Annotated in this window: 20 protein-coding genes, 2 tRNA genes and 1 pseudogene; 12 read left to right on the top strand and 11 right to left on the bottom strand. The window is 69.8% G+C overall.

The window, feature by feature from the left end; genetic code table 11:
* Window positions 1-3 precede the first annotated feature (3 nt).
* From PGN25_16495 to PGN25_16485, 3 genes are all read right to left on the bottom strand, one after another.
* Complete coding sequence (locus PGN25_16495) at window positions 4-1,185, bottom strand: acyl-CoA dehydrogenase family protein (protein ID MEH3119135.1); 1,182 nt, start codon at window positions 1,183-1,185, stop codon at window positions 4-6.
* A gap of 5 nt (window positions 1,186-1,190) precedes the next feature.
* Window positions 1,191-2,378 (bottom strand): acetyl-CoA C-acyltransferase, encoded by a 1,188-nt coding sequence (locus PGN25_16490; protein MEH3119134.1) that lies wholly within the window; start codon window positions 2,376-2,378, stop codon window positions 1,191-1,193.
* A gap of 64 nt (window positions 2,379-2,442) precedes the next feature.
* The gene (locus PGN25_16485) at window positions 2,443-4,542 is read right to left on the bottom strand and encodes a 3-hydroxyacyl-CoA dehydrogenase NAD-binding domain-containing protein (GenBank protein MEH3119133.1); all 2,100 of its coding nucleotides are present in this window, start codon (window positions 4,540-4,542) and stop codon (window positions 2,443-2,445) included.
* 301 nt (window positions 4,543-4,843) lie between these two features.
* Here PGN25_16485 and PGN25_16480 point away from each other — a divergent pair, with 301 nt between their 5' ends.
* The 9 genes from PGN25_16480 (at window position 4,844) to PGN25_16440 (ending at window position 13,139) form a co-directional block, all read left to right on the top strand.
* Window positions 4,844-6,007 carry an ABC transporter substrate-binding protein gene (locus PGN25_16480; protein MEH3119132.1) on the top strand — a complete coding sequence of 388 codons (1,164 nt, stop codon included), beginning with the start codon at window positions 4,844-4,846 and terminating at the stop codon, window positions 6,005-6,007.
* A 7-nt stretch (window positions 6,008-6,014) separates the two neighbouring features.
* Window positions 6,015-6,887, top strand: coding sequence for a branched-chain amino acid ABC transporter permease (locus tag PGN25_16475; protein ID MEH3119131.1), 873 nt, complete (start codon window positions 6,015-6,017; stop codon window positions 6,885-6,887).
* A 9-nt stretch (window positions 6,888-6,896) separates the two neighbouring features.
* Window positions 6,897-7,901: a branched-chain amino acid ABC transporter permease gene (locus PGN25_16470; protein ID MEH3119130.1), complete on the top strand. Its 1,005-nt coding sequence runs from the start codon at window positions 6,897-6,899 to the stop codon at window positions 7,899-7,901.
* Window positions 7,888-8,598: an ABC transporter ATP-binding protein gene (locus PGN25_16465; GenBank protein MEH3119129.1), complete on the top strand. Its 711-nt coding sequence runs from the start codon at window positions 7,888-7,890 to the stop codon at window positions 8,596-8,598. The genes PGN25_16470 and PGN25_16465 overlap by 14 nt, the downstream gene beginning before the upstream one ends.
* A complete protein-coding gene (locus PGN25_16460) occupies window positions 8,591-9,301 on the top strand; it encodes an ABC transporter ATP-binding protein (protein MEH3119128.1) in 711 nt (236 codons plus the stop codon). The genes PGN25_16465 and PGN25_16460 overlap by 8 nt, the downstream gene beginning before the upstream one ends.
* Window positions 9,298-10,254, top strand: coding sequence for a nitronate monooxygenase family protein (locus tag PGN25_16455; protein MEH3119127.1), 957 nt, complete (start codon window positions 9,298-9,300; stop codon window positions 10,252-10,254). The genes PGN25_16460 and PGN25_16455 overlap by 4 nt, the downstream gene beginning before the upstream one ends.
* A gap of 14 nt (window positions 10,255-10,268) precedes the next feature.
* Window positions 10,269-11,015, top strand: coding sequence for an enoyl-CoA hydratase-related protein (locus PGN25_16450; protein ID MEH3119126.1), 747 nt, complete (start codon window positions 10,269-10,271; stop codon window positions 11,013-11,015).
* Between the two features lie 11 nt (window positions 11,016-11,026).
* A complete protein-coding gene (locus tag PGN25_16445; GenBank protein ID MEH3119125.1) occupies window positions 11,027-11,833 on the top strand; it encodes an IclR family transcriptional regulator in 807 nt (268 codons plus the stop codon).
* Window positions 11,834-11,957: 124 nt separating this feature from the next.
* Entirely contained in the window at window positions 11,958-13,139 is a 1,182-nt protein-coding gene (locus PGN25_16440; protein MEH3119124.1) for a CoA transferase, read from the top strand.
* A 452-nt stretch (window positions 13,140-13,591) separates the two neighbouring features.
* On the opposite strand, the gene PGN25_16435 is transcribed toward PGN25_16440, so the two are convergent.
* From PGN25_16435 to sppA, 6 genes are all read right to left on the bottom strand, one after another.
* A tRNA-Met gene (locus PGN25_16435) sits at window positions 13,592-13,668 on the bottom strand.
* Between the two features lie 103 nt (window positions 13,669-13,771).
* Window positions 13,772-15,013, bottom strand: coding sequence for a tryptophan synthase subunit beta (gene trpB, locus PGN25_16430; protein MEH3119123.1), 1,242 nt, complete (start codon window positions 15,011-15,013; stop codon window positions 13,772-13,774).
* 131 nt (window positions 15,014-15,144) lie between these two features.
* On the bottom strand, window positions 15,145-15,792 hold the full coding sequence (locus tag PGN25_16425) for a phosphoribosylanthranilate isomerase (protein ID MEH3119122.1): 648 nt from the start codon (window positions 15,790-15,792) through the stop codon (window positions 15,145-15,147).
* A gap of 23 nt (window positions 15,793-15,815) precedes the next feature.
* Window positions 15,816-16,184 carry a LapA family protein gene (locus PGN25_16420; GenBank protein ID MEH3119121.1) on the bottom strand — a complete coding sequence of 123 codons (369 nt, stop codon included), beginning with the start codon at window positions 16,182-16,184 and terminating at the stop codon, window positions 15,816-15,818.
* A gap of 138 nt (window positions 16,185-16,322) precedes the next feature.
* The gene (gene ihfB, locus PGN25_16415; protein ID MEH3119120.1) at window positions 16,323-16,631 is read right to left on the bottom strand and encodes an integration host factor subunit beta; all 309 of its coding nucleotides are present in this window, start codon (window positions 16,629-16,631) and stop codon (window positions 16,323-16,325) included.
* Window positions 16,632-16,672: 41 nt separating this feature from the next.
* Entirely contained in the window at window positions 16,673-17,641 is a 969-nt protein-coding gene (gene sppA / locus PGN25_16410; GenBank protein MEH3119119.1) for a signal peptide peptidase SppA, read from the bottom strand.
* A 353-nt stretch (window positions 17,642-17,994) separates the two neighbouring features.
* On the opposite strand from sppA, the pseudogene PGN25_16405 reads away from it, so the two are divergent.
* A pseudogene (locus tag PGN25_16405) lies at window positions 17,995-18,538 on the top strand (DDE-type integrase/transposase/recombinase).
* A gap of 14 nt (window positions 18,539-18,552) precedes the next feature.
* On the opposite strand, the gene PGN25_16400 reads toward PGN25_16405, so the two are convergent.
* Window positions 18,553-18,627 (bottom strand) — tRNA-Glu (locus tag PGN25_16400).
* Between the two features lie 146 nt (window positions 18,628-18,773).
* Here PGN25_16400 and rlmB point away from each other — a divergent pair.
* Window positions 18,774-19,631 carry a 23S rRNA (guanosine(2251)-2'-O)-methyltransferase RlmB gene (gene rlmB / locus PGN25_16395; GenBank protein ID MEH3119118.1) on the top strand — a complete coding sequence of 286 codons (858 nt, stop codon included), beginning with the start codon at window positions 18,774-18,776 and terminating at the stop codon, window positions 19,629-19,631.
* A gap of 551 nt (window positions 19,632-20,182) precedes the next feature.
* Window positions 20,183-21,895, top strand: coding sequence for a 30S ribosomal protein S1 (gene rpsA / locus PGN25_16390; GenBank protein ID MEH3119117.1), 1,713 nt, complete (start codon window positions 20,183-20,185; stop codon window positions 21,893-21,895).
* A gap of 263 nt (window positions 21,896-22,158) precedes the next feature.
* Here the strand turns inward: rpsA and PGN25_16385 are convergent, their stop codons facing one another.
* The gene (locus PGN25_16385) at window positions 22,159-23,277 is read right to left on the bottom strand and encodes a hypothetical protein (protein ID MEH3119116.1); all 1,119 of its coding nucleotides are present in this window, start codon (window positions 23,275-23,277) and stop codon (window positions 22,159-22,161) included.
* Window positions 23,278-23,283 lie beyond the last annotated feature (6 nt).

Genomic DNA, 23,283 nt, shown 5'->3' with positions numbered 1-23,283 from the left:
CCTTCAGAGCCCCAGGATCGCCTTGGCGATCACGTTGCGCTGGATCTCGTTCGAGCCGCCGTAGATCGAGACCTTGCGGGTGTTGAGGTAGGCCGGCGTAGCGAAAGCCTCCCAGCCGAGCGGGTCCGCGTCGTCCGGTACGGGCGCCGGCAGGCTCAGGGGGCCGGCGAGCTCGACCAGCAATTCGGTCGCGGCCTGCTGCAGCTCCGAGCCCTTGATCTTGAGGATCGAGGAGGCCGGGTCGGGCTTCGAGGCGTCGCGCCTGGATTGCGCCGCCGCCACCCGCATCTGGGTGATCTCCAGTGCCTTCAGCTCGATCTCGATCGTCGCGACCCGGGCGCGGAAGTCGGCGTCGTCCCACATCGTGCCGGCGCCCGCCGGGGTTTCCCGCGCCAGCCGCTTCACCCGGGCGACGCGCTCCTTGGTGAGGCCGATGCGGGCGATGCCGGTGCGCTCGTTGGCGAGCAGGAACTTTGCGTAGTCCCAGCCCTTGTTCTCCTCGCCGACGAGGTTCTCGACCGGCACGCGCACCGAGTCGAAGAAGACCTCGTTGACCTCGTGGCGCCCGTCGATCGTGACGATCGGGCGCACCGCGATGCCGGGGCTCTTCATGTCGACGAGCAGGAAGGAGATGCCGGCCTGCTTCCTCGCCGCCGGATCGGTGCGCACGAGGCAGAAGATCCAGTCGGCGTATTGGCCGAGCGTGGTCCACGTCTTCTGGCCGTCCACCACGTAGTGGTCGCCGTCCCGCACGCCCTTCGTCTTCAGCGAGGCGAGGTCCGAGCCGGCGCCGGGCTCGGAGAAGCCCTGGCACCACCAATCGTCGAGATTGGCGATGCGCGGCAGGAAGCGCCGCTTCTGCGCCTCGTCGCCGAAGGCCGCGATCACCGGGCCGACCATGAAGCAGTTGAATTGCAGCGGCAGCGGCACCGCCGCCTGCATCAGTTCATCCATGAAGATGGTGCGGCGGATCGGGTCCCAGTCCTGCCCGCCCCACTCTTTCGGCCAGTGCGGCACCGCCCAGCCCTTCGCGTTCAGGATGCGCTGGGAGGACACGTAATCCTCACGCGCCAGCGAGCGCCCCTCCGAGACCTTCCGGCGGATCCCGGCCGGGATCTCGCTGCGGAAGAAGGCGCGCACCTCCTGGCGGAAGGCGGTCTCCTCGGGCGTGAAGCGCAGGTCCATCGGTCTCACTCCCGCTCGATCTCGAACAGGCCGGCACAACCCTGGCCGCCGGCCACGCACATGGTGACGACCGCGTAGCGCACCCCGCGCCGCCGCCCCTCCAGCAGGGCGTGCCCGACGAGGCGGGCCCCCGACATGCCGAACGGATGGCCGACGCTGATCGCGCCGCCGTTGACGTTCACCTTCTCGGGATCGAGCCCGATCCGGTCGCGGCAGTAGATCGATTGCGAGGCGAAGGCCTCGTTGAGTTCCCACAGGCCGATATCGTCCACGGTGAGCCCGTTGCGTTCGAGCAGGCGCGGCACCGCGAAGATCGGGCCGATCCCCATCTCCTCCGGCCCGCAGCCGGCGGCGGCGAAGCCGCGCACGATCCCGAGCGGCTTGAGGCCCCGTCGTGCGGCCTCCTCCGCCGACATCAGCACCGAAGCCGAGGCGCCGTCCGAGAGCTGGCTGGCGTTGCCGGCGGTGATGAAGGCACCCTCCCCGCGCACGGGCTTCAGCTTGGCGAGGCCCTCCAGCGTGGTGTCGGGCCGGTTGCCCTCGTCACGCGCCAGACGCACCGCGACCTCGCGGGTCTCGCCCGTCGCCTTGTCGGTGACCGCCTGGACCGCGTCGATCGGCACGATCTCGGCGTCGAACAGTCCGGCCGCCTGCGCCGCCGCGGTCCGTCGCTGGCTGGCAAGCGCGAACGTGTCCTGCGCCTCCCGCGAGATTCGATAGCGCTCCGCCACGATGTCGGCGGTCTCGATCATCGGCATGTAGATCGCCGGCAGGTTCTGCTCGAGCCAAGCGTTGCGGGTGAGTTCGCGCCGCACCTGCGGCTGGACCAGCGAGATCGACTCGACCCCGCCCGCGACTGCGACCGGCACCCCGTCGAGCCGGATGCGCTTGGCCGCGTCCGCGATCGCCTGGAGGCCGGAGGCGCAGAAGCGCGAGACCGTGACGCCGGCCGACCGCACGGGGATGCCGGCGACGAGACTCGCGTGCCGGGCGACGTTGCCGCCGGTGGCGGCTTCCGGGTAGCCGCAGCCCATCACGACCTCCTCGACGGCGTCGGGCTCGACGCCGGCCCGGTCGAGGGCGTGCCGGATGGCGTGGGCGGCGAGGTCCGCCCCGCCGATGAGGTTCAGCGTCCCGCGATGCGCCTTGCCGATGGGCGTGCGGGCGGTGGCGACGATCACGGCGTCGGTCATCGGAAGCTCTCCATGGGCTGATGCTGGATACCTCTCCCCCCTGGGGGGAGGGAGAGCGACGCGCTCACCGGGCGTCCCACTCGGAAAACCCCCTGCCCTCCCGGGCGAGGCGGGCGAGCAGCGGCGCGGGGCGCAAGGATTCGTCCCCGGCCTCCTCTGCGAAGCGCCCCAGATCGGCGGCGACCCTGGCCAGGCCGAGCCCGTCCGCCCAGTGCATCGGGCCGCCGCGCCAGGCCGGCCAGTTGTAGCCGTTGAGCCAGATCGTATCGATGTCGCCGGGGCGTGCCGCGATGCCCTCCTCCAGGATGCGCGCGCCCTCGTTGACCATCGGCAGCATCAGCCGGGCGACGATCTCCTCGGCCGAGAAGTCCCGCCGTGCGATGCCCCGGCGCTCGGACTCGGTCGCGATCAGCGCCTCGACCTCGGGGTCGCGGACACCCGTGCGGGCGCCCTCCGGGTAGAGATGGAAGCCCCGCCCCGTCTTCTGGCCGAGGCGGCCCGCCTCGCAGAGCGCGTCGGCGATCGGGGCCTTGCCGCCGGTGGCCTTGCGGGTGCGCCAGCCGATGTCGAGCCCGGCGAGGTCCGCCATCGCGAAGGGGCCCATGCGGAAGCCGAACGCCGTCACCGCCGCGTCGACCGCGTGCGGCAGCGCGCCCGCGAGCAGCAGGCGCTCGCCCGCGGCGCTGCGGCGGGCGAGCATGCGGTTGCCGACGAAGCCGAAGCAGACGCCGACCGTCACCGGCAGCTTGCCCAGGCGCCGCGCGAGGTCGTTGGCGGTGGCGAGCGTGTCCGGCGCGGTGTCCTCCGCCCGCACCACCTCGACGAGGCGCATCACGTTGGCGGGGCTGAAGAAGTGCAGGCCGAGCACGTCGCCGCGCCGGTCGGTGGCCGCGGCGATCCGGTTCACGTCGAGATAGGAGGTGTTGGTCGCCAGGATCGCGCCGGGCTTGGCGATCCGGGCGAGCGCCGAGAAGATCGTCTCCTTGACCCCCATCTCCTCGAAGGCCGCTTCGACCACGATATCGACCCCGGCCGCATGCTCCAGCCCGACCCGGCCCTCGATGCGGGCCAGCCGCTCCGCCATCGCGGCCTCCGTCAGCGAGCCGCGCTTGACGGAGGCCGCGTAGGTGGCGCGCATCCGCGCCAGGCCGCGGTCGAGGGCATCCTGTTCGGTCTCGATCACCGTGACGGGGATGCCCGCATTGGCAAAGCACAGCGCGATGCCGCCGCCCATCGTGCCGGCGCCGATCACCGCCGCGGAGGCGATCGCGCGGCGCGGCGTGTCCTTGGCAAGGCCCGGCACCCGTGCGGTCTCGCGCTCGGCGAAGAAGGCGTAGCGAAGAGCCTTCGACCGCGGATCGTCCACCAGGGCGAGGAAGCGGGCGCGCTCGGTCTTCACGGCCTCGTCGAAGGGCTGCTCGAACCCGGCGCGCACGGCCTCGACCAAAGCCGCCACGTTCGGCTGGCCGGGAGCCCGCTTCAGGGCCTCGGCGGCGCGCGCCTCGAAGCCCGTGCGCGCCGGCTCGTCCATCCGCTCGGCGCGGTCGCGGATCCGCGGCAGCCGCTCCTCTCCCGCCAGCCGCAGGGCGAGCGTGCGGGCGCCGCCCACGAGATCGCCCGGCTCCAGCGCATCGGCGAGGCCCGTCGCGACCGCCGTCCGCGCATCCACCGGCTCGCCGCCGAGCATCATCGCGAAGGCGGCTTCGGGACCGATCAGACGGGGCAGGCGCTGCGTGCCGCCCGCACCCGGGATCAGGCCGAGCTTCACCTCCGGCAGGCCGAGCTTCGCCGCGGGACCCACCACCCGCCCGTGGCAGGCGAGCGCCAGTTCGAGGCCGCCCCCGAGCGCCGCCCCTTGAATCGCCGCCACCACGGGCTTGGAGGCGGCCTCGATCCGGACGACGAGATCCGTCAGCAGCGGTGGGCTCGGGGGCTTGCCGAACTCGGAGATGTCCGCTCCGCCGACGAAGACGCGGCCCTCGGCCGCGAGCACCACGGCGCGCACCGCCGCGTCGGCGAGGACGTCGATCAGGGCGCGGTCGAGGGCCGCGCGCAGGGGGGCGCCGAGCGCGTTCACCGGCGGGCTCACCAGCGTCAGCACGGCGACGCCATCCCGCACCGCTTGCCTGAGGATGGGCTGCCCGGAAGCCTCCTGGCGCGTCATGCGATCCTCCATGTTGTTCTGCATTGCAGAATTCAATATCAATATTTCAGTTGCGTTTCACGCACTTGTGGCCGCTTTGTCAAGAACGCTTCGTAGAGATCGGCCATCCCCCGCTCATAAATAATTCTGCAATGCAGAATAACTGTTCGCATTGATTTGACAAAGCCGAAGTCGGCGTGTCAGTCACGAGCCGCTTCGGATCGCCTCGCGATTCGACGGAACCGACGCGGAACCGAAGATTTCGCGCGTGGAACGAAAGATGGCCGCGCGGGTCGTCGCACCTGCGCCGGGAGGAATTGCCATGCTTCGCAGAGCCGTCGCGGTCGCGACGATCGCTTTCGCCGCCCTGTGCGGGAACCGGGCCAGCGCCGACGACATCCTCGTCGGTGCCCACATGCCGCTCACCGGTTCCCTCGCGCGCTCGGGTCAAGCCTTCGACGAGGGCATGCGCGTGGCGGTTCAGATGTTCAACGCGCGCTCCGGGACGCACAAACTCCGTCTCCGAGTGATCGACGACGAGAGCACGCCGGCCAAGGCGGTCTCGGCGGTGGAGAAGCTCGTCGCGGACGGGGCCGTGGCGGTGATCGGCGGCTACGGCTCGAACATCGTCGGCCCGGCCTCCGACGCCGCCAACCGGCTCGACACGACCTACATCACGGCCGGAGCGGCGAGCGACGAGCTGACGAAGCGGGGCCTGAAGACTTTCTTTCGGATCAACAACAACGCCGGATACCAGCGCGGCATGGTCGGCCTGCTGAAGAGTCTCAAGCCGGCCTCCGTCTCGATCGTCGCCTCGACCAAGGAATCGCCGTCGCTGCTCGCCAAGGGCCTTCAGAGGGATCTGTCGGCCGAAGGCGTCAAGGTCACGCTGCACGAGTTCGACCCGGCGATCACCGATTTCAAGCCGATCATCAACAAGGTCAAGCTGCAGGATCGGCCCGATGCCCTGGTGATGGCGGCCTACGAGAACGACTACGTCGGCATCATCCGCGCCGCCAGGATCCTGAAACCCTCGGTCAAACTCATCGTCGGTGCGTGGGCGCTCGCCGTGCCGAAGCTGTATCAGGAATTCCCCGACCTGATGAACAACGTCGTCGGGGCGTCATTCCTGCCCTTCCCGGTCGAGATCGAGGACGAGGAGGGCAAGGGCTTCGCCGAGGCCTACAGGAAGACCTACGACAAGGACGTCGATTACCACTCGACCCTCAGCTTCGTCGAGACCACGATCCTGGCCGAGGCCATCGCGAAGGCCGCCGAGGCCGGCACGCTCCGGACGGGCGGCCTGACCGAAGCGATGCGGACGACCGATCGGAAGACCGTGCTCGGCCCCGTGCAGTTCGATGCGACCGGCGACAACCCGCGCTTCTCGGTGGCGATGGGTCAGCATCGGGCGGGCAAGATCGTGCTGGTCTCGCCGCGATCGGCGGCGACCGGCGACCTCGTCCTTCCGGCACGCCCCTGGTGAGGCCGACATGATCGAACTCCTCCTGCAGGCCCTGTTCTCGGGCCTCCTCGTCGGTGGCGTCTACGCCCTGGTGGCCCTCGGCCTGGCCATTTCCTTCGGCGCCATGCGGATCATCAATCTCGCCCACGGCGAGTTGGTCCTGCTCGCCGCCTACTGCGCCTACGTCGTCGAGGCCCGCGCCGGCCTCGATCCCTACCTCGCGATCCCGCTGGCACTCGTCGTCGTGACGCTCGTCTGCACCGCCGTCTTCCTGATGATCGACCGCATCCGCGACCATCGCGAGCTGAACTCGCTGATCCTCACCTTCGGGGTCGGCATCGTCCTGACGAACGCGATCCTGCTCGTCTTCGCGAGCGACGTGCGCACCACGTCCTCTCCGGTCCTGCAGGACGCGACGGTGCTGGAGCCGATCTACGCCATGAACGGCGAGCTGATCGCCTTCGCCTTGAGCCTCGTCCTGATGGTCGCCCTGTGGTGGTGGCTCAGGAAGAGCTGGTATGGACGGGCCGTTCGCGCCGTCTCGTCGAACCGGGCGGCCGCCACGCTGATGGGCATCAGCCCCGTGCGCACGGAACTCACCGCCTTCCTCGTGGCGGGCGCCCTGGCGAGCTTTGCCGGGGTGGCCCTCTTCACGATGAGCGTGGTGCAGCCGGCACTCGGCCACGCGCTGACCGTCAAGGCCTTCATCGTCACCGTACTGGCCGGCGTGGGCTCGATTCCCGGCGTGTTTCTCGCCGCGATCCTGCTCGGCATCACCGAGGCGCTCACCGTCACGCTCGCGAGTTCCGCGCTTCAGGAACTCGTCGGCATGGTGCTGTTCCTCCTCGTCCTGTTCCTGCTGCCGAACGGCCTGTTCGGCGCCCGTGCCCGCCGCGGCTGAGGTGCCCGCATGACCCCTCTCACACCCACGGCCCTGCCGCGCGGCGGTGCCGCCTCTCGCGCCGCGCTCCCCGGGAAAGCGGCCCTCGCCGCGGGCCTGCTCGTGCTGGCGCTCCTGCCGGTGATGACGGGCGCGAGTAACTACATGCTCGGCCTCCTGATCTCGGCGCTGATCCTGGCCGGCATCGCGCTCGCCTGGGCGCTGCTCGGCAACCTCGGCGGCATGGTCTCGTTCGGCCATGCCGCGTTCTTCGGGGTCGGCGGCTACGCCTCGGCCCTCCTCTCGGGCAAGCTCGATCTTCCGGTGCTGCTCACCGTGCCGGCGGGCGGCCTGATCGCCGCGGCGGCTTCGCTCGCCATGCTGCCGGCCCTGCGGCTCTCCGGTCCCTACTTCGCGCTCGCGATCCTCGCCTACGCGCAGATCTTCCGCATCCTCGCGACCGAAGCCTCCTGGCTCACCGGCGGTGGGGCGGGCCTCCAGGGCATTCCCGGCCTGCCCAGCGTGTTCGGCCTCGACCTGGCGAGCCGCACCGGCAGCTATCTCCTGCTCGTTGCGATCGTGACGCTCTGCGCGCTGGCCTATGCCGCGGTCCGGCGCAGCCCGGTCGGCCTCGCGCTCCGCGCCATCGCCGAGAGCGAGGATGCGACACGGGTCGTGGGCGTCAACAGCATCCTCCTGAAGTCGATGATGCTGCTGCTCTCGGCCTTCATCGCCGGCGTGTTCGGAGCGCTCAACGCCCACATCATCGGCTTCCTGGAGCCCGAATACGCCTTCTCCGGCATCTGGAGCCTGATGCCGATCATCGCGGCGATCTTCGGCGGCTATCGAACCGTGATCGGCCCGATCGGCGGGGCGGTGATCATCTATCTGTTCGATCAGGTGGTGGCGAAGGGGCTGATCGCGGTCGGCCACCAGATCATCCTGGGCATCGTCCTCGTCGTCATGGTGCTGGCCGCGCCGAACGGCCTTCTGGGTCTGATCCGCGCGAAGGGAGACCGCGATGCTGCAGCTTGAAGCCGTCACCGTCCGCTTCGGCGGGCTGGTCGCCTTGCGCGACGTGTCCTTCGCGATCGAGCCGGGCGAGATCGTGGGCCTGGTCGGTCCGAACGGCGCCGGCAAGACCACCCTGTTCAACGGCATCTCGGGGCTGACGCGGGTGCGCGGGCGGATCCTGTTCCAGGGCCGCGACGTGACGAAGCTGCCGCTGCACCGGCGCGCCCGGCTCGGCATCGGCCGCACCTTCCAGATCCCGAAGCCGATGATGCACCTGACCGTGCGGGAGAACCTCGCGGTCGCCCAGATCTTCGGCGCAGGCCGCCGCGATCCGGGGCGCATCGAGGAAATCCTGTCCGTGCTGGAATTGCAGCAACAGGGGGACCGCCCGGCCGAGAGTGCGCTGGCGCTCCAGGAACTGAAGCGGCTGGAGATCGCCAAGGCGCTCGCCACCGAGCCGAAGCTCCTCCTCCTCGACGAGGTGCTGGCGGGGCTGGAGAGCCAGGCCAAGCGTCAGTTCACGGCCAAACTCAGGGAACTGCATCGGCGTTTCGGACTGACCATCGTCATCGTCGAGCACGACATCGAAACGATTTCGGGACTCTGCTCACGGGCCGTGGTCCTGAACTTCGGCGAGGTCATCGCCGACGGCACGCCGGCGCAGGTCTTCCGCGATCCCCGCGTCGTCGAGAGCTATACGGGGGCCGTCCATGCTTGAGCTTCGGAATCTCCGGGCCGGCTACGGCCACATCACGGTGCTGTGGGATCTTTCGCTGCGTTTCCGCGAGGGGGCCCTCACGGCGATCGTCGGCCCGAACGGGGCGGGCAAGACGACCCTGCTGCGCACGCTCACCGGCCTGATCCCGCACGACGGCGAGATTCGCCTGAGGGGCGAGCGGCTCACCGGCAAGACCTGGGAGCTTGCGGACCGGGGCATCGTCATGGTGCCCGAGGGCCGGCTCGTCTTCCGCGACATGAGCGTGGAGGAAAATCTCTGTCTCGGCGCCTACCCGAAGCGCTGCCGCGGCGACCTCGCCGCCGGCCTCGACCGGGTCTACGGCCTCTTCCCGCGCCTGCGCGAGCGGCGGGGCCAGGCGGCGGGCTCGCTCTCGGGCGGCGAGGCGCAGATGCTCGCGATGGGCCGGGGATTGATGTCGCAGCCGCGGATCCTGCTCATCGACGAGCCGAGTCTCGGCCTCGCGCCGGTCATCGTCATGGAGGTGTTCGACATCATCGCGCGCCTCAAGGCAGCCGGGACGACGATCCTGCTGGTGGAGCAGAACACCCGCGTCGCCCTCTCGGTCGCGGACGACGTGCATCTCCTGCGCGGCGGACAGGTGCGTCTCACCGCCCCGGCGGCGGACGTCGATCTCGATCGCCTGCACGATCTCTACTTCGCGCGGGAGGCGCAGGACGCGTGAGCCGCCTCCCGCCGATCCTGCGCGACAACCTCGCCCTGCCGGTGGTCGCCGCGCCGATGTTCATCGTCTCGGGGCCGGAACTGGTGATCGCCCAGTGCCGCGCCGGCATCGTCGGCTCCTTCCCGGCGCTCAACGCACGGCCGGCCGCCACGCTCGACGCCTGTCTGACCCGGATCACCGGCGAACTCGCCGCGGCGCGCGCGGCGGACCCCGCCGCCAGGATCGCGCCGTTTGCCGTGAACCTGATCGTCCATGCCTCGAACGACCGGCTGGCGCAGGACGTGGACGCGTGCGTGCGCCACCGGGTGCCGATCGTCATCACCAGCCTGCGCGCACCGGACGCCGTGGTGCGGCCGGTGCACGCCTATGGCGGCCTCGTCTTCCACGACGTCACCACCGTGAAGCACGCCGGGAAGGCACTGGAGGCGGGTGTCGACGGGCTGATCCTCGTCTGCGCCGGGGCCGGGGGACATGCCGGCACCCTCAGCCCCTTCGCGCTCGTCGGCGAGGTGCGCCGCTTCTACGACGGGCTGCTGATCCTGTCGGGAGCCATCACGACGGGCTCCGCGATCCTCGCGGCGCAGGTCATGGGCGCGGATCTCGCCTATATGGGCACCCGCTTCATCGCCACCGCCGAAGCAAACGCTGCCTCGGCCTACAAGGCCATGGTCGCGCAAAGCCGCGCCGCGGACATCCTGTACACGTCCTTCTTCACCGGCGTTCCGGGCAATTACCTGTCCCCGAGCATCCGCGCCGCGGGGCTCGACCCCGACGCGCTGCCGGCCGCCGACAAGAGCGCGATGAGCTTCGCCAGCGATCGTGTGAAACCTTGGCGCGACGTGTGGGGCGCGGGCCAGGGCGTCGGCACGATCCGCGACGTGCCGCCCACGGCCGAGGTCGTGGCGCGCCTCGCGCAGGACTATGCCGAAGCCCGTGCCCGGCTGGCGGCCTGAAGGAACCCGGACCCATGAGCGAGACCCTGCGCATCACCGACCCGACGGACGGCGTGCGCCTCCTCACCATCGACCGCCCGGCTCGGCGCAACGCCCTCGACCGGGCGACCTACGGAGCGCTCAGGGCCGCCGTCGGACAGGCGGGCGTGGACGACACCGTGCGCGTCGTCGTGCTGACCGGCGCGGGCGGATGCTTCACGGCCGGCAACGACCTCGCGGATTTCCGCGATACGGCGGATACGGGTGAGGAGAGTCCCGGCCTGTCCTTCCTGCGGGTGCTGTCCGCCTGCCCGAAGCCGGTGGTCGCCGCGGTCGAGGGCCATGCCGTCGGCATCGGCACGACACTGCTCCTGCATTGCGACTTCGCCTATGCGGGGACGCGCGCCCGGTTCCGCCTCCCCTTCGTGAGCCTCGGGCTCAGTCCCGAAGGGGGGTCGAGCTACCTGCTGCCCCTGGTCGCCGGCAAGAAACGCGCTGCCGAACTGCTGATGCTGGGCGAGCCCTTTGGGGCCGAGGCGGCGCTGGAGGCCGGGATCGTCAACGCGGTGGTCGCCGAGGGCACGGTCCTGCGCACCGCGCTGGAGCGGGCGCGGGCCCTCGTCGCGCTGCCGCCTGCCTCGGTCGCAGCCACCAAGCGCCTGTTGCGGGCCGTCCACGAGGCGGCGTTGGCCCGCGCCTTCGCGAGCGAGGCCGAAACCTTCCAGGCCCTGCGCCGGGCGCCTGCCGCGCAGGCCGCCTTCGCGGCCTTCTTCTCCCGATGAGGACCGAACCGGTGAGCGAACCTTCGATCGATCCCGACGAAGACGCGGGTGGCCCGAAAGAGGACCGGCATTTCGTCACGGCCCTGGCCCGAGGCCTCGCGGTGCTGGCCTGTTTCGGACGGGAACGGCGGATGCTGGCCAACCACGACATCGCCGAGGCCTGCAACCTGCCGCGCTCCACCGTGTCGCGCCTGACCTACACTCTGACGAAGCTCGGCTACCTGCACTACGTCGAGGAATCGGGCAAGTACCGCTTCGGCATGCAGCTCATCGCTCTGAGTTCCATGGCCCTCGGCGGACTCGACGTGCGCCAGATCGCCCGGCCGGTCCTGCGCTCCCTCGCCCAGGCGACGAACGCCTCGGTGGCCCTCGGCGTCCGGGACCGGCTGAGCATGCGCTACATCGACTGCCACCGGGGACCCGCCGCGATCTCGCTCAACATCGACACGGGCTCGCGCATCTCGCTCGGCCGCTCGGCGCTGGGCCGGGCCTACGTGGCGGTCTGCTCCGACGGGGAGCGCTCCGCGCTGTACGCGGAGCTTCAGGCCTACGATCCGCTGGCTTGGCCGGCGTTGCGCGCGGGCCTCGACAAGGCTGTCGTGGAGCACCGCGAGATCGGGTGCTGCACCTCCTTCGGCGACTGGCAGGCCTCGGCCTCGGCGATCGCCGTCGGCTTTCTCCCCGGCGGCGGCCTGCCGCCGATGTCGGTCAGTTGCGGCGCGCCGACGGTCATCACCGACGCGGCCTTCCTGATGGACGTGGCGCGTCCGAAGCTCATCGAGGCCGTGCGCGGCTTCGAAGGGATGATGGGCGCCTGAGGCCCGGTTCCGGCGCACCATCATCCCGCGCCTTCGGGTGGAACGGCGCTCATCCGTCGGACCTCTCTCGTCACGATCGGGATTGGAGAGGCTTGGCGGAGAGGCTTGGAACGAGGAGAGAGAGTTGACGCAATTCGATCCCGACGATCTGCCGCTCGCCGGCATCCGTGTGCTCGACCTGTCCCGGGTGCTCGCGGGACCATGGTGCGGCCAGGTTCTGGGTGATCTCGGTGCGGACGTGATCAAGGTCGAGCATCCCGAACGCGGCGACGACACGCGCGACTGGGGCCTGCGGACGGGAGCCACCAGCACCTCGTATTTCGACAGCGTGAATCGCAACAAGCGCTCGATCCGTGTCGATCTCACCGATCCGAAGGGGCTCGCCATGGTTCGCGACCTGGCGCGCCGGAGCGACATCGTGGTGCAGAATTTCAAGACCGGCGGTGCCGAGCGGCTCGGTCTCGGCTACGCCGCCCTCTCCGCCGAGAACCCGCGCCTCGTCTACTGCACGATTTCGGGCTACGCCTCGGACGGGTCGGAGGCCACGCGGCCGGGCTACGATCTCGTGGTGCAGGGCGAGGCCGGCCTGATGGCTCTCAATGGCGAGGCCGAGCGTCCGCCTCTCAAGTTCGGTCTCGCGGCGGTCGATCTGTTCACCGGCCAGTACGCGGCTCAGGCCGTGCTCGCCGCCTTGTTCCAGCGCGAGCGCACGGGGCGCGGACGCCTCGTCGAACTCGCCCTGTTCGATTGCGGTGTGGCGCTGACCTCGTACTACGGGTTGGAGGCGCTGGTGCGCGGCCACGATCCGGCCCGCTTCGGCAACGCGCATCCGTCGATCGTGCCCTACGGCGTGTTTCAGGTACGCGATGGATCGATCGTGCTCACGGTTGGCAACAACGGACAGTACCGCCGCTTCTGCGAGCAGGTGCTGGAGCGGCCCGATCTCTGCGCCGATCCGCGCTTCGCGACGAACCTCGACCGGTCGAGAAACCGCGCCGCGTTCGTGCCGCTTCTGGAGGCGGAACTCGATAAATGGAGCCGGGCTGACCTCCTCGCCCGGCTCGCGGCAGCCGGCATTCCGTGCGGCGAAGTGCTGGGATTGCACGAGGCCCTCACCTCGGAGCGGGCGAGGGATGCCGGTCTTGTCGTCCCGCAGAGCGAAGGAACGGAAGCGGCCCCCCACGTTCTGGCGCCGCCTTACCGGTTCGACGGTATGCGCTTGCCGGTGCGCCGAATGCCGCCGACGCTCGGTGGATCGGACTGCGAGATCCAAGGCGAGTTGACGATCGCATCGGAGAAGCGGTGAGTCGACCTTGATCTCGGCCCTGAAGTCGATCGGACCGGCTGACTGCGAATTCAGTTCGGCTGAACGATGAGCAGAGCCAAGCTTCGCAGGGCGCCGTGAGGAATTGAATATTCGGACCGGATGGGGATGGCTGCGAGCATGGGAGCGCGGGCTCTTGCGGCTGCGCTTGGGCGGGATGCCGGCCTCGGCTCCGCTGTCAGCCTGTCCACCCTGGCAGCCTGATCAAACCACCGGCCCTGCCGATGATCGTGGTGGCTCCTCGACGCGACACCACGCCAGGGAACACGACTCGATAGGGCTCTTCGCCCTGGGCCGATCGAACGGACTGAACGCGAAAGTCGAGGGATCGGAACCAGGGGCGCATCGCACGATCGCTGCGACCGCCCACATGAGCCAAGTCACGGATGGCGCGGAAGCCGGTTCAATATATCGAGCTGAAATACCGGAATGATTGGTAGCGAGGGAGGGATTTGAACCCCCGACACAAGGATTATGATTCCTCTGCTCTAACCAACTGAGCTACCCCGCCGCCACGAAGGGCGCCCGCTCGGCACCGTCCGGTGGGGCGGATATAGGGAGAAGGGCGCGCGGGTGTCAACGGCCTGTTCGATGGGCCGCGCAGGTTATCCGGCTCAGAGCGTCTGGCCGAAAATCTGGGCGACCTGCGGGATGTCCTTGTCGCCGCGACCGGAGAGATTCAGGACCATCAGGTGCTCGGCGGGCTTGGTCGGGGCGAGCTCCAGGACCTTGGAGAGCGCATGGGCGGGCTCCAGGGCCGGGATGATGCCCTCCAGCACCGAGCAGAGCCTGAACGCCTCCAGCGTCTCGGAATCGGTCGCCGAGAGGTAGGTGACGCGGCCCATCTCGTGCAGCCATGCGTGCTCGGGGCCGATGCCGGGATAGTCCAGACCGGCCGAGATCGAGTGCGCGTCGGCGATCTGGCCGTCCTCGTTCATCAGCAGGTAGGTGCGGTTGCCGTGCAGCACGCCCGGGCGCCCGCCGGTCAGCGAGGCCGCGTGCAGGCCGCTCTGAACGCCGTGGCCGGCCGCCTCGACCCCGTAGATCTCGACCTCGCGGTCGTCGAGGAACGGGTGGAACAGGCCCATCGCGTTCGAGCCGCCGCCGATGCAGGCGACGAGCGAGTCCGGCAGCCGGCCCTCCATCTCCTGCATCTGCCGCTTCGTCTCGATGCCGATCACCGACTGGAAGTCGCGCACCATCGCCGGGTAGGGGTGCGGGCCGGCCACGGTGCCGATGCAGTAGAACGTATCGGCGACGTTGGTGACCCAATCGCGCAGGGCCTCGTTCATCGCGTCCTTCAGGGTGCGCGTGCCCGATTGCACCGGGATCACCTCGGCGCCCAGCATCTTCATGCGGAACACGTTCGGCGCCTGCCGCTCGACATCGACCGCGCCCATGTAGACCACGCATTTCAGGCCGAACCGCGCACAGAGCGTCGCCGTGGCGACGCCGTGCTGGCCCGCGCCGGTCTCGGCGATGATCCGCGGCTTGCCCATGCGGCGGGCGAGCAGGATCTGGCCGAGCACATTGTTCACCTTGTGCGAGCCGGTGTGGTTCAATTCCTCGCGCTTGAAATAGATCTTGGCCCCCTGCCCCGTCGGTGCGTGGCCGCGCAGGTGCTCGGTCAGCCGCTCGGCGTAGTAGAGCGGGCTCGGACGGCCGATGTAATGGGTGCCGTAGGACTCCATCTCCGCCTTGAAGGACGGATCGGCCTTGGCCTCGGCATAGGCCTTTTCCAGGTCGAGGATCAGCGGCATCAGCGTCTCGGCCACGAACCGGCCGCCGAAGATGCCGAAGCGGCCGCGCTCGTCCGGCCCGGTGCGGAAGGAATTGGGAGCGGGGTTCGGCGTCACGGGGACGGGTCCTTCGCGAAGATCTGTCGTCAGGGTGCGTGCTAGACCCATGGCGGAGCGGCCGCAATGCGGCATGCCCGGACAATCGCCGTCAAAAGAAGCCCGCGGTGCGGCCCGGGAGCCGCGGCGGGTCAGGTCCGGCCGTGGGCGGCGGCGACGAAGGCGGCGATTTTCGCCGGGTCCTTCTCGCCCGGGTGAAGCTCGACGCCCGAGGAGACGTCGACGGCCGTGAGTCCGGTGGATGCCAGCGCCGCCGCGACGTTGCCGGCGTCGAGTCCGCCCGACAGCATCGTGCCGAGGGGGAATTCGGCAGACTTCAAGAGACCCCAGTCGAAGGTCCGTCCGTTGCCGCCGGGGAGCGTCGCGCCGGGGGCGGCCTTCGCATCGAGCAGAAGGCGGTCGGCCACCGCCGCATAGGCCGGCAGGCTCGCGAGATCATCGGCGGAGGCGACCCCGATCGCCTTCATCGCCGGCCGGCCGGTCCGAGCCCGAACCTCCGCGACCCGCTCCGGCGTCTCCCGCCCGTGAAGCTGGATCAGGTCGGGATCCAGGGCCTCGATCGCGGCCGCGAGCAGGGCGTCGTCCGGATCGACCAGCAGGACGACGCGTTCCGCCCGCCCCCGCGCCCGGCGCGAGAGACGGCCGCCCTGCTCCAGGGTGACGTGACGCGGGCTCTTCGGGAAGTGGACGAAGCCGACGAGGTCGGCGCCCGCATCGAGCGCCGCATCGAGCGTCGCCTCGCTGCTGAGCCCGCAGATCTTGACGCGCACGCTCTGCATGGCCCGAACGGATATCCTCGCCCTCAGTGGGCTCCTGCCGGTGCCGGCAGGGCGTTGCGGGTGCCGGCCCCGGTATGGACGGGTTCGGTACCCGGCGTGCCGAACGTCTTCAGCTCCGCCGCCTCCTTGGCGAGACGGTCGGCCTCGCGCCGGTGGTAGCGCGCCCGCTGGCGGGTTCCGCTCTGGCCGAGCCAGCTTCCGATGCCGCCGACGAGGATGCCGAGCGCCACCGCGCCGAACACCACGGCGTAGAGCGGCAGGACCAGGCTGAACACGGGTTCGGGCGAGAACGGATCGAAGGAGAGGGTCACGGCTTCACGGTTGGCGACCGCCAGCAGGACGACCACCACGGCCACCGGCAACAGCACCAGCGCCTTCAGGAAACGGATCATGCAACGGATCTCCGGCGGGACGATCGGGCCTATGGCCGGCCCGGCCACGGCGCTGCCGAGCGGCAGTCGCGAAAGGTTCGGGTCGGAATTTAGTGCGCCTGCGCACCGCCGCCACGGCCGACCCGACGCCGCGACGGGTCAGGCGCTCGCGTGCTCGTCGCCGATCCCGGCTTGGTTGAGGCGCAGACGCATCTCCTTGCCGGTCTTGAAGACGGGGATCGCCTTCTCCGAGACCGCGACGGATTCGCCGGTACGGGGATTGCGCCCGCGCCGTGCCTCGCGACGCTTCACCGAGAAGGCGCCGAAGCCGCGCAACTCCACCCGATCCCCCTGGGCGAGGGCATCGGCGATGGTGTCGAGGATCGCGTTGACGAGGGTCTCGACATCGCGCTGGTAGAGATGGGGGTTCTGCTCGGCGATCTTGAGCACGAGTTCCGACTTGATCATGCGGCTCTCTTCCGGATGCGGGGCGGACGCGGCGCGGGACCTCAGGGCGCCGGGCGCCAGACGGCCAGGAGACCGCCGCCGGCGAGTCCGGCGGTTTCCTCCCCGGCCGCGCGCAGGCGGCTCGCCAGCCCTTCGAGGCCGAGCAGGTCCGCGCCGAGGCCCAGGGCCGACCAGAGCTTGAGCCCACCCTCGGATTTCGGCTTCCAGTCCTTCACGGGCAGGTTCTTGGAAACCTGCTTTTCCGCCTCCAGCCACGCCACCGCCTGACGCTCGCCACCGAGTTCGTCGACGAGCTTCAGCGGCACGCTCTGGCGGCCGCTGAACACGCGGCCGTCGGCGACGGCGGCAATCTGACTGTCGTTCATGCCGCGGCGCTCGACCACCAGCCCCTTGAACCAGCCATAGGTGTCGAGGACGATCGCCGAGAGCGCGGCGCGAGCCTCCGGCGAGGTCGGGCTGAAGCCCGAGGGCTCCGCCTTCAGCGGCGAGGATTTGACCGACTCGACCTTCACGCCGACCTTGTCGAGCAGCCCCGACACGTCCGGATACTGAAACAAGACGCCGATCGAACCGACGAGAGCCGTCTCGCGCGCGACGATGTGGTCGGCGGCGATCGCGGTGATGTAGGCGCCCGAGGCCGCGGTTCCGTCCACGAAGGCGACCATCGGCTTCTTCGCCGCCAGCGCACGCAGGTTCCGGTACAGTTCCTCGGAGCCGGTGGTGGTGCCCCCGGGTGAGGAGATGGAGATCACCACACCCTGTACCGCCTTCGACTCGCCGACGCGCTCGATCAGCTTGCGGGTCGATTCGCTGCCGGTGATGAAGCCGCCGATCGAGATGCGGGCGATCTGGTTCTCGGTGGCCGGAAACAAGCGGCCCTCGCCGACCCGCGCCCGGTAGCCGACCGCTCCCACGGCGACGATGACGGCGCCGATGCCGAGCACCCGCCACAGGGTCAGCTTGCGGCGCAGGCGGCGGCGGTCGATGAGAAACTCGACGTCTGCGGCCATCCGACGATGTACTCCTCTCCAAGCCGCCCTGAGCGACCGTTGTCTCGTTGGGTCCGCACAGGCCACACCCTTGCCGAGGCGTGGCCTTGTTCGATCCGGCCACCTGTCGGTCCCGCGGCGGCGAACCGCTGTTGCGACGTGGTTCGCCGCCGACGCAGGAGAACCGGTCCGATCGAGGACAAGTCCTTGATGGGCCTCGGTTCGGTCGCTGCTTCCGAGTCCGCGACCGTGTTTAGCGCCGCCCGAGGCGAGCGGGCAAGAGCCTGCTCCGCCCCCGGCCGTACAAGGCGCCCCGCTCGTCGCCTCCAGCGATGAGATGGCCCCTAAATGACCTGACAGGGTCTCGCTTCAGCGACGGCCGTGTCGCGGTTGATCGGCGCAACACCCGCTGGTGCTCCGACGCGTTGGCGATCAACTGCGACAACGGCGAGAAGGTGCGTGTCGCCTTCGCGCTCGATTGCTGTGACAGGGAAGCGATGGGACACGTCGCCACCACCGGCGGCATCACCGCCGAGGACGTCCGCGACTTGATGGTCGCAACCGTCGAACACCGCTTCGGGCCCGTGAACCGCCTGGCCGAGCCGATCGAGTGGCTCAGCGACAACGGCAGCCCCTACGTCGCCGGCGACACCAGGCGCTTTGCGCGCGACATCGGCTTGGTCCCGCGTACCACACCGGTCAGCAGCCCGCAGTCCAACGGCATGGCCGAAGCCTTCGTCCGCACGCTCAAGCGCGACTATGTCCGCCTGAACCCGACGCCCGATGCACGCACCGTTCTTGAGCAACTGCCTGCCTGGGCTCACCCACTACAATGAGGTCCGCCCGCACGAGGCGCTAGGCTACCGATCACCCCGCGAGTACATCACGCAAACCCGCGAGGCCCCGTCAGGCATTTAGGGGCAACAACAGTGTGGCGCGCCCTGCGGGAATCGAACCCGCCTTTTCAGCGTGAAAGGCTGACGTCCTAACCGATAGACGAAGGGCGCTGTCCGACGGCGACCGGTCTATAATCGGGTTGCGGACGGACGGCAACGGCCTTGCCGCATCAATCGGCGGCTTGACGCGGAGCGGTCAGGTCGGTTTCTCGGGCGCCTGATCCGCCGCATCCCCTCCCGCCTCGAAAGACACGCCCATGACCCCGCCGCGCGACGGCCCGGCCAAGCCGCACGGATCCAAGTCGCACGGATCCAAGCCGCACGCGTTCCGGCACCGCCCGCGGACACAGCAGCGGGGCGGTCCGGCGGCACGGGAGGGACACGACCATGTCGTGCTCTACGGATGGCACCCCGTCTCGCAGGCTCTCGCGAATGCAGGCCGTCGCTTCCATCGGCTGCTCGCCACCGAGAACGCGCTCGCCCGCCTGAAGGAGGAGCTCGCCGCGTTGCCGATCGAGCCGGAGATCGTCCGTCCCAGCGATATCGACAGGCTGCTCGGGCCCGACGCGGTGCATCAGGGCCTCTACGCCGAGGCCGAGCCGCTCGCCGCGCCCGCCCTCGACGCGATGCCCGACGACGCGCTGCTGCTGGCGCTCGACCAGATCACCGACCCGCACAACGTCGGCGCGATCGTGCGAACCGCGGCGGCCTTCGGCGTCACCGCCATCGTCACCACCGCGCGTCACTCGCCCAACGCCACCGGCGTGCTCGCGAAATCGGCCTCGGGCGGCCTGGAGCACGTGCCGCTGGTGATCGTGCGCAATCTCGCCGAGGCCCTGATCACGCTCGGCGAGTGCGGCTTCACCCGGATCGGTCTCGATTCGGACGCCGGCACGCCCCTCGATACGGTCGGCCCCCGCCGCCCGGCGGTGCTCGTGCTCGGTGCGGAAGGCAAGGGCCTGCGGCAGCGCACCACCGAATGCTGCGACCTGCTCGTGCGCATCGACGCGGTCGGGGCGATCCGCAGCCTCAACGTCTCGAACGCGGCGGCGATCACGCTCTATGCCCTGACTCGAACCGGCGGGCAGCCCGGCCGAACCGAAGTCACGGGTTGATCCCCAAGACGAGTTGATCCCCAAGACGAGCGTCATCCGGACAGGTCGTGGCGACGGGACTTCGCCGTCCTCGCGATCCTCACCAGGGCTGCGAACCCGGGTTGACGGGATGCGACCTCTGGATGCGGAGGCGCCGCCACAGCACCGGACGGCCGTCATTCCGGTGCGCCGAAGGCGAACCCGGACCCGAAGGGGCGCGCCGGAGGCGTGCAACCCACGACCGGCCGCGGCGCTCTTCGCGCCGCGAAGCCGCTCAGGCGGCTTCGAGCGATGGCCCTGAATCCCTCACCGCCCACGTTGCGTCCGGCGCCCGGATCCGGTATCGCTCGCACCGATTTCCTCAACGATGGCGTCAGGATCCGGGCTTCCGTGCCCGGCGGCCGCATCGCCGGGGAGATCGGCCCTCGACCATCGCTTTGAGCATGCGTCGGCCCTCCGAGAGGAGGTGAGCCCGGCCGGATCGTCCATCCGGCGGGCGGCGGTGAACGGGGGCGTTCCGCAGCACGAGCCGTCGACGCCGGCCTCCCGAGCGAGGCCATTCAGGAGAAAGAATGTCTGCTGGTCTGAACGCAAGCACCGCGGCCCGCGAGGATTTCGCGGCCCTGCTCGAGGAGTCCTTCCTCCAGCATGAGATCACCGAGGGTTCGGTCGTCAAGGGCACCGTCGTCGGCATCGAGAAGGATGTCGCCGTCATCGATATCGGCGCCAAGACCGAGGGGCGCGTCCCTCTCAAGGAATTCACCGGCCCGGGCCGCGAGGGCGAGCTCAAGGTCGGCGACGAGGTCGAGGTCTACGTCGACCGCATCGAGAACGCGCTGGGCGAAGCCGTCATCTCGCGCGACAAGGCGCGCCGCGAGGAGAGCTGGGTCAAGCTCGAAAAGGCCTTCGAGGCCAACGAGCGCGTGACCGGCACGATCTTCAACCAGGTCAAGGGCGGCTACACCGTCGATCTCGACGGCGCCGTGGCGTTCCTGCCGCGCTCGCAGGTCGACATCCGCCCGGTGCGCGACGTCACCCCGCTGCTCGGTACGCCCCAGCCGTTCCAGATCCTCAAGATGGATCGCCGCCGCGGCAACATCGTCGTGTCGCGCCGCACCGTGCTCGAAGAGAGCCGCGCCGAGCAGCGCTCGGAGCTGGTGGCCAACCTCGAGGAAGGTCAGGTCATCGACGGCGTCGTCAAGAACATCACCGAGTACGGCGCCTTCGTCGATCTCGGCGGCATCGACGGCCTGCTGCACGTCACCGACATGGCGTGGCGCCGCGTGAACCACCCGTCGGAGGTCGTGACCATCGGCCAGACGGTGAAGGTCAAGATCATCAAGATCAACCACGAGACGCACCGCATCTCGCTCGGCATCAAGCAGCTTCTCGCCGATCCGTGGGAGGGCATCGCCGCCCGCTACCCCGAGGGCGCCAAGCTCAAGGGCCGCGTCACCAACATCACCGACTACGGCGCCTTCGTGGAGCTGGAGCCGGGGATCGAGGGCCTGATCCACGTCTCCGAGATGAGCTGGACCAAGAAGAACGTCCATCCGGGCAAGATCGTCTCCACCTCCCAGGAGGTCGAGGTGCAGATCCTGGAGGTCGATTCGGTCAAGCGCCGCATCTCGCTCGGCCTCAAGCAGACCCTGCAGAACCCCTGGGAGGCCTTCGCCGAGAAGCACCCCGTGGGCTCCGAGGTCGAGGGCGAGGTCAAGAACAAGACCGAGTTCGGCCTGTTCATCGGCCTCGAAGGCGATGTCGACGGCATGGTCCACCTGTCGGATCTCGACTGGAACCGTCCCGGCGAGCAGGTGATCGAGGAGTTCAAGAAGGGCGACATGGTGCGCGCCCAGGTTCTCGACGTCGATGTCGAGAAGGAGCGCATCTCGCTCGGCGTGAAGCAGCTCGGCGGCGATCCCTTCGCGGAAGCCGGCGAGATCAAGAAGGGTCAGATCGTCACCTGCGAAGTCGTCGAGGTGAAGGATTCCGGCCTGGAGGTGAAGCTCGTCGACACCGACATGCAGACCTTCATCCGCCGCGCCGAGCTCGCCCGCGACCGCGGCGACCAGCGCCCGGAGCGCTTCGCCGCCGGTGAGAAGTTCGACGCCCGCGTCATCCAGTTCGATCGCAAGGCCCGCCGCGTGCAGGTCTCGATCAAGGCTCTGGAAGTGGCCGAGGAGCGCGAGGCGATGGCCCAGTTCGGCTCGGCCGATTCGGGTGCCTCGCTCGGCGACATCCTCGGCGCCGCCTTCAACAAGAAGAAGGGCGGCGACGAGGAGTAATCCTCGCCGACACTCGGGGCCGGCTCTGCCGGCCCCGAACGCGTTTGATCCTGTTTTCGATGCGTCCCGAGGCGAGCGCGAGGACGAAGCCCTCGCACGCCGCCTCATCGCGGCGTAGCAACCCGGCGCCAGATGCGCGCCGGTCCAGGCCGACAACGAGGGCATGCGGGCGGCCCGGACGCGGGGCTTTCCTGCGTTCCACCGCGCCCTGCGAGACGGGGATGCCGAAACGCTCCCGCGCCGCGCCCTATGGCGCAGATCCCTCAGCCCAGCGCGTCGAGGCGCTCGATGAAGCGCGGCTTGCGGGTGTGGCGTTCGCGGATCGCGGCAAGCCGTCGGTGGAAGGCGTCCGAGGTGCCGCCCTCCTCGGCGAGCGTCCTCAGGTCGGCGAGGAGCTGGGCCGCCCGGTCGTAGCCGGAGGCGTTGCGCCGTTCCGCCTCGTCCTCGACCTCCCGCCACGCGCTCTCGCCCCGGCGCGCCACCGCGGCGATGCGGGCGCGGCGGGCTTTCTCGGCTTTCTCCGCCTCTCGCCGCCGCTCGGTCTCGCGCCGCTCCGCCTCCGCCCGCTCCCGCGCGGCGCGAACCGCCTCCGCCCGCGCCCGCAGCGTGCCGAGGCTGCGCGGCACCGGGCCGTCTCCGGCCGGGGGGCGGGCGAGCCGGCGCAGTTCGGTGCCGACCAGCCCGTCGCCGTCCAGAACGCGCAGGAGCAGGGCGGTCTTTTCGGCCTCCGGCAGGGCCTCGACCGCCGCTCGCGCCGCCTTGGGAGAAGCCTCGGGGCCGGCCGGCTTCCGCTCGGCGGCGGCCTCGACGAGATCCGCGTCGATCCCGAAGAACTCCGCGAAGGCGGCGAGCGGGCCGGTCAGCGGACCGATCCCCGGCAGCGGTTCCTCCGCATCCTCCGGGAGGGCGCCCGCCTGCGCCGCCATCAGCCAGACGAGGTAGAGCACCCGCAGGTCGCCCGCGAGGAGATCGGCCCGCAGGGGCGCCAGTTCGCCGAGCCGGCCGCTGCCGTCGTCGGTCCACTCGTCGCCGGGTTCCTCGGGATCGCTCACGATGTCGAGGACGAGGTTGTCGCCCGAGGCCCGCAGCGTCGCGCCGTCGTACTCGCCGACGAAGCGCACGAGGGTGGCCCGGTCGATCAGCCGCTTGGGCAGGCGCAGCATGAGGCGGCGCGTGCCCCAGTTCGCGAGGTAGACGTGGACGTCGAACCAGCGGTCCATGAAGACCTTGGGATCGCCCTTGAGGTCGCCCCACTCGTAGTGGTTCTCGAAGGTCGTGGCGGTGATCTCGGCCCGGGTCGAGATCGCGCGCAAAGCCGCCCGGTCGCCCTGGGAGAGCGGCCGGTCCACCGCCTGGAAGGCGTAATACTGGTATTCGCTCATGGCTCC

Source organism: Methylorubrum populi, assembly GCA_036946625.1.
GTDB lineage: Bacteria > Pseudomonadota > Alphaproteobacteria > Rhizobiales > Beijerinckiaceae > Methylobacterium > Methylobacterium populi_C.
The sequence above is the reverse complement of the archived record's forward strand: the minus strand, read 5'-3'. Positions and strand labels throughout refer to the sequence as shown.

Bases quoted from the DNA above. Each gene is read 5' to 3' on its own strand.
- PGN25_16495 (MEH3119135.1), bottom strand. From the start codon at position 1,185: ATGGACCTGCGCTTCACGCCCGAGGAGACCGCCTTCCGCCAGGAGGTG.
- PGN25_16490 (MEH3119134.1), bottom strand. From the start codon at position 2,378: ATGACCGACGCCGTGATCGTCGCCACCGCCCGCACGCCCATCGGCAAG.
- PGN25_16485 (MEH3119133.1), bottom strand. From the start codon at position 4,542: ATGACGCGCCAGGAGGCTTCCGGGCAGCCCATCCTCAGGCAAGCGGTG.
- PGN25_16480 (MEH3119132.1), top strand. From the start codon at position 4,844: ATGCTTCGCAGAGCCGTCGCGGTCGCGACGATCGCTTTCGCCGCCCTG.
- PGN25_16475 (MEH3119131.1), top strand. From the start codon at position 6,015: ATGATCGAACTCCTCCTGCAGGCCCTGTTCTCGGGCCTCCTCGTCGGT.
- PGN25_16470 (MEH3119130.1), top strand. From the start codon at position 6,897: ATGACCCCTCTCACACCCACGGCCCTGCCGCGCGGCGGTGCCGCCTCT.
- PGN25_16465 (MEH3119129.1), top strand. From the start codon at position 7,888: ATGCTGCAGCTTGAAGCCGTCACCGTCCGCTTCGGCGGGCTGGTCGCC.
- PGN25_16460 (MEH3119128.1), top strand. From the start codon at position 8,591: ATGCTTGAGCTTCGGAATCTCCGGGCCGGCTACGGCCACATCACGGTG.
- PGN25_16450 (MEH3119126.1), top strand. From the start codon at position 10,269: ATGAGCGAGACCCTGCGCATCACCGACCCGACGGACGGCGTGCGCCTC.
- PGN25_16425 (MEH3119122.1), bottom strand. From the start codon at position 15,792: ATGCAGAGCGTGCGCGTCAAGATCTGCGGGCTCAGCAGCGAGGCGACG.
- PGN25_16420 (MEH3119121.1), bottom strand. From the start codon at position 16,184: ATGATCCGTTTCCTGAAGGCGCTGGTGCTGTTGCCGGTGGCCGTGGTG.
- ihfB (MEH3119120.1), bottom strand. From the start codon at position 16,631: ATGATCAAGTCGGAACTCGTGCTCAAGATCGCCGAGCAGAACCCCCAT.
- sppA (MEH3119119.1), bottom strand. From the start codon at position 17,641: ATGGCCGCAGACGTCGAGTTTCTCATCGACCGCCGCCGCCTGCGCCGC.
- rlmB (MEH3119118.1), top strand. From the start codon at position 18,774: ATGACCCCGCCGCGCGACGGCCCGGCCAAGCCGCACGGATCCAAGTCG.
- rpsA (MEH3119117.1), top strand. From the start codon at position 20,183: ATGTCTGCTGGTCTGAACGCAAGCACCGCGGCCCGCGAGGATTTCGCG.
- PGN25_16385 (MEH3119116.1), bottom strand. From the start codon at position 23,277: ATGAGCGAATACCAGTATTACGCCTTCCAGGCGGTGGACCGGCCGCTC.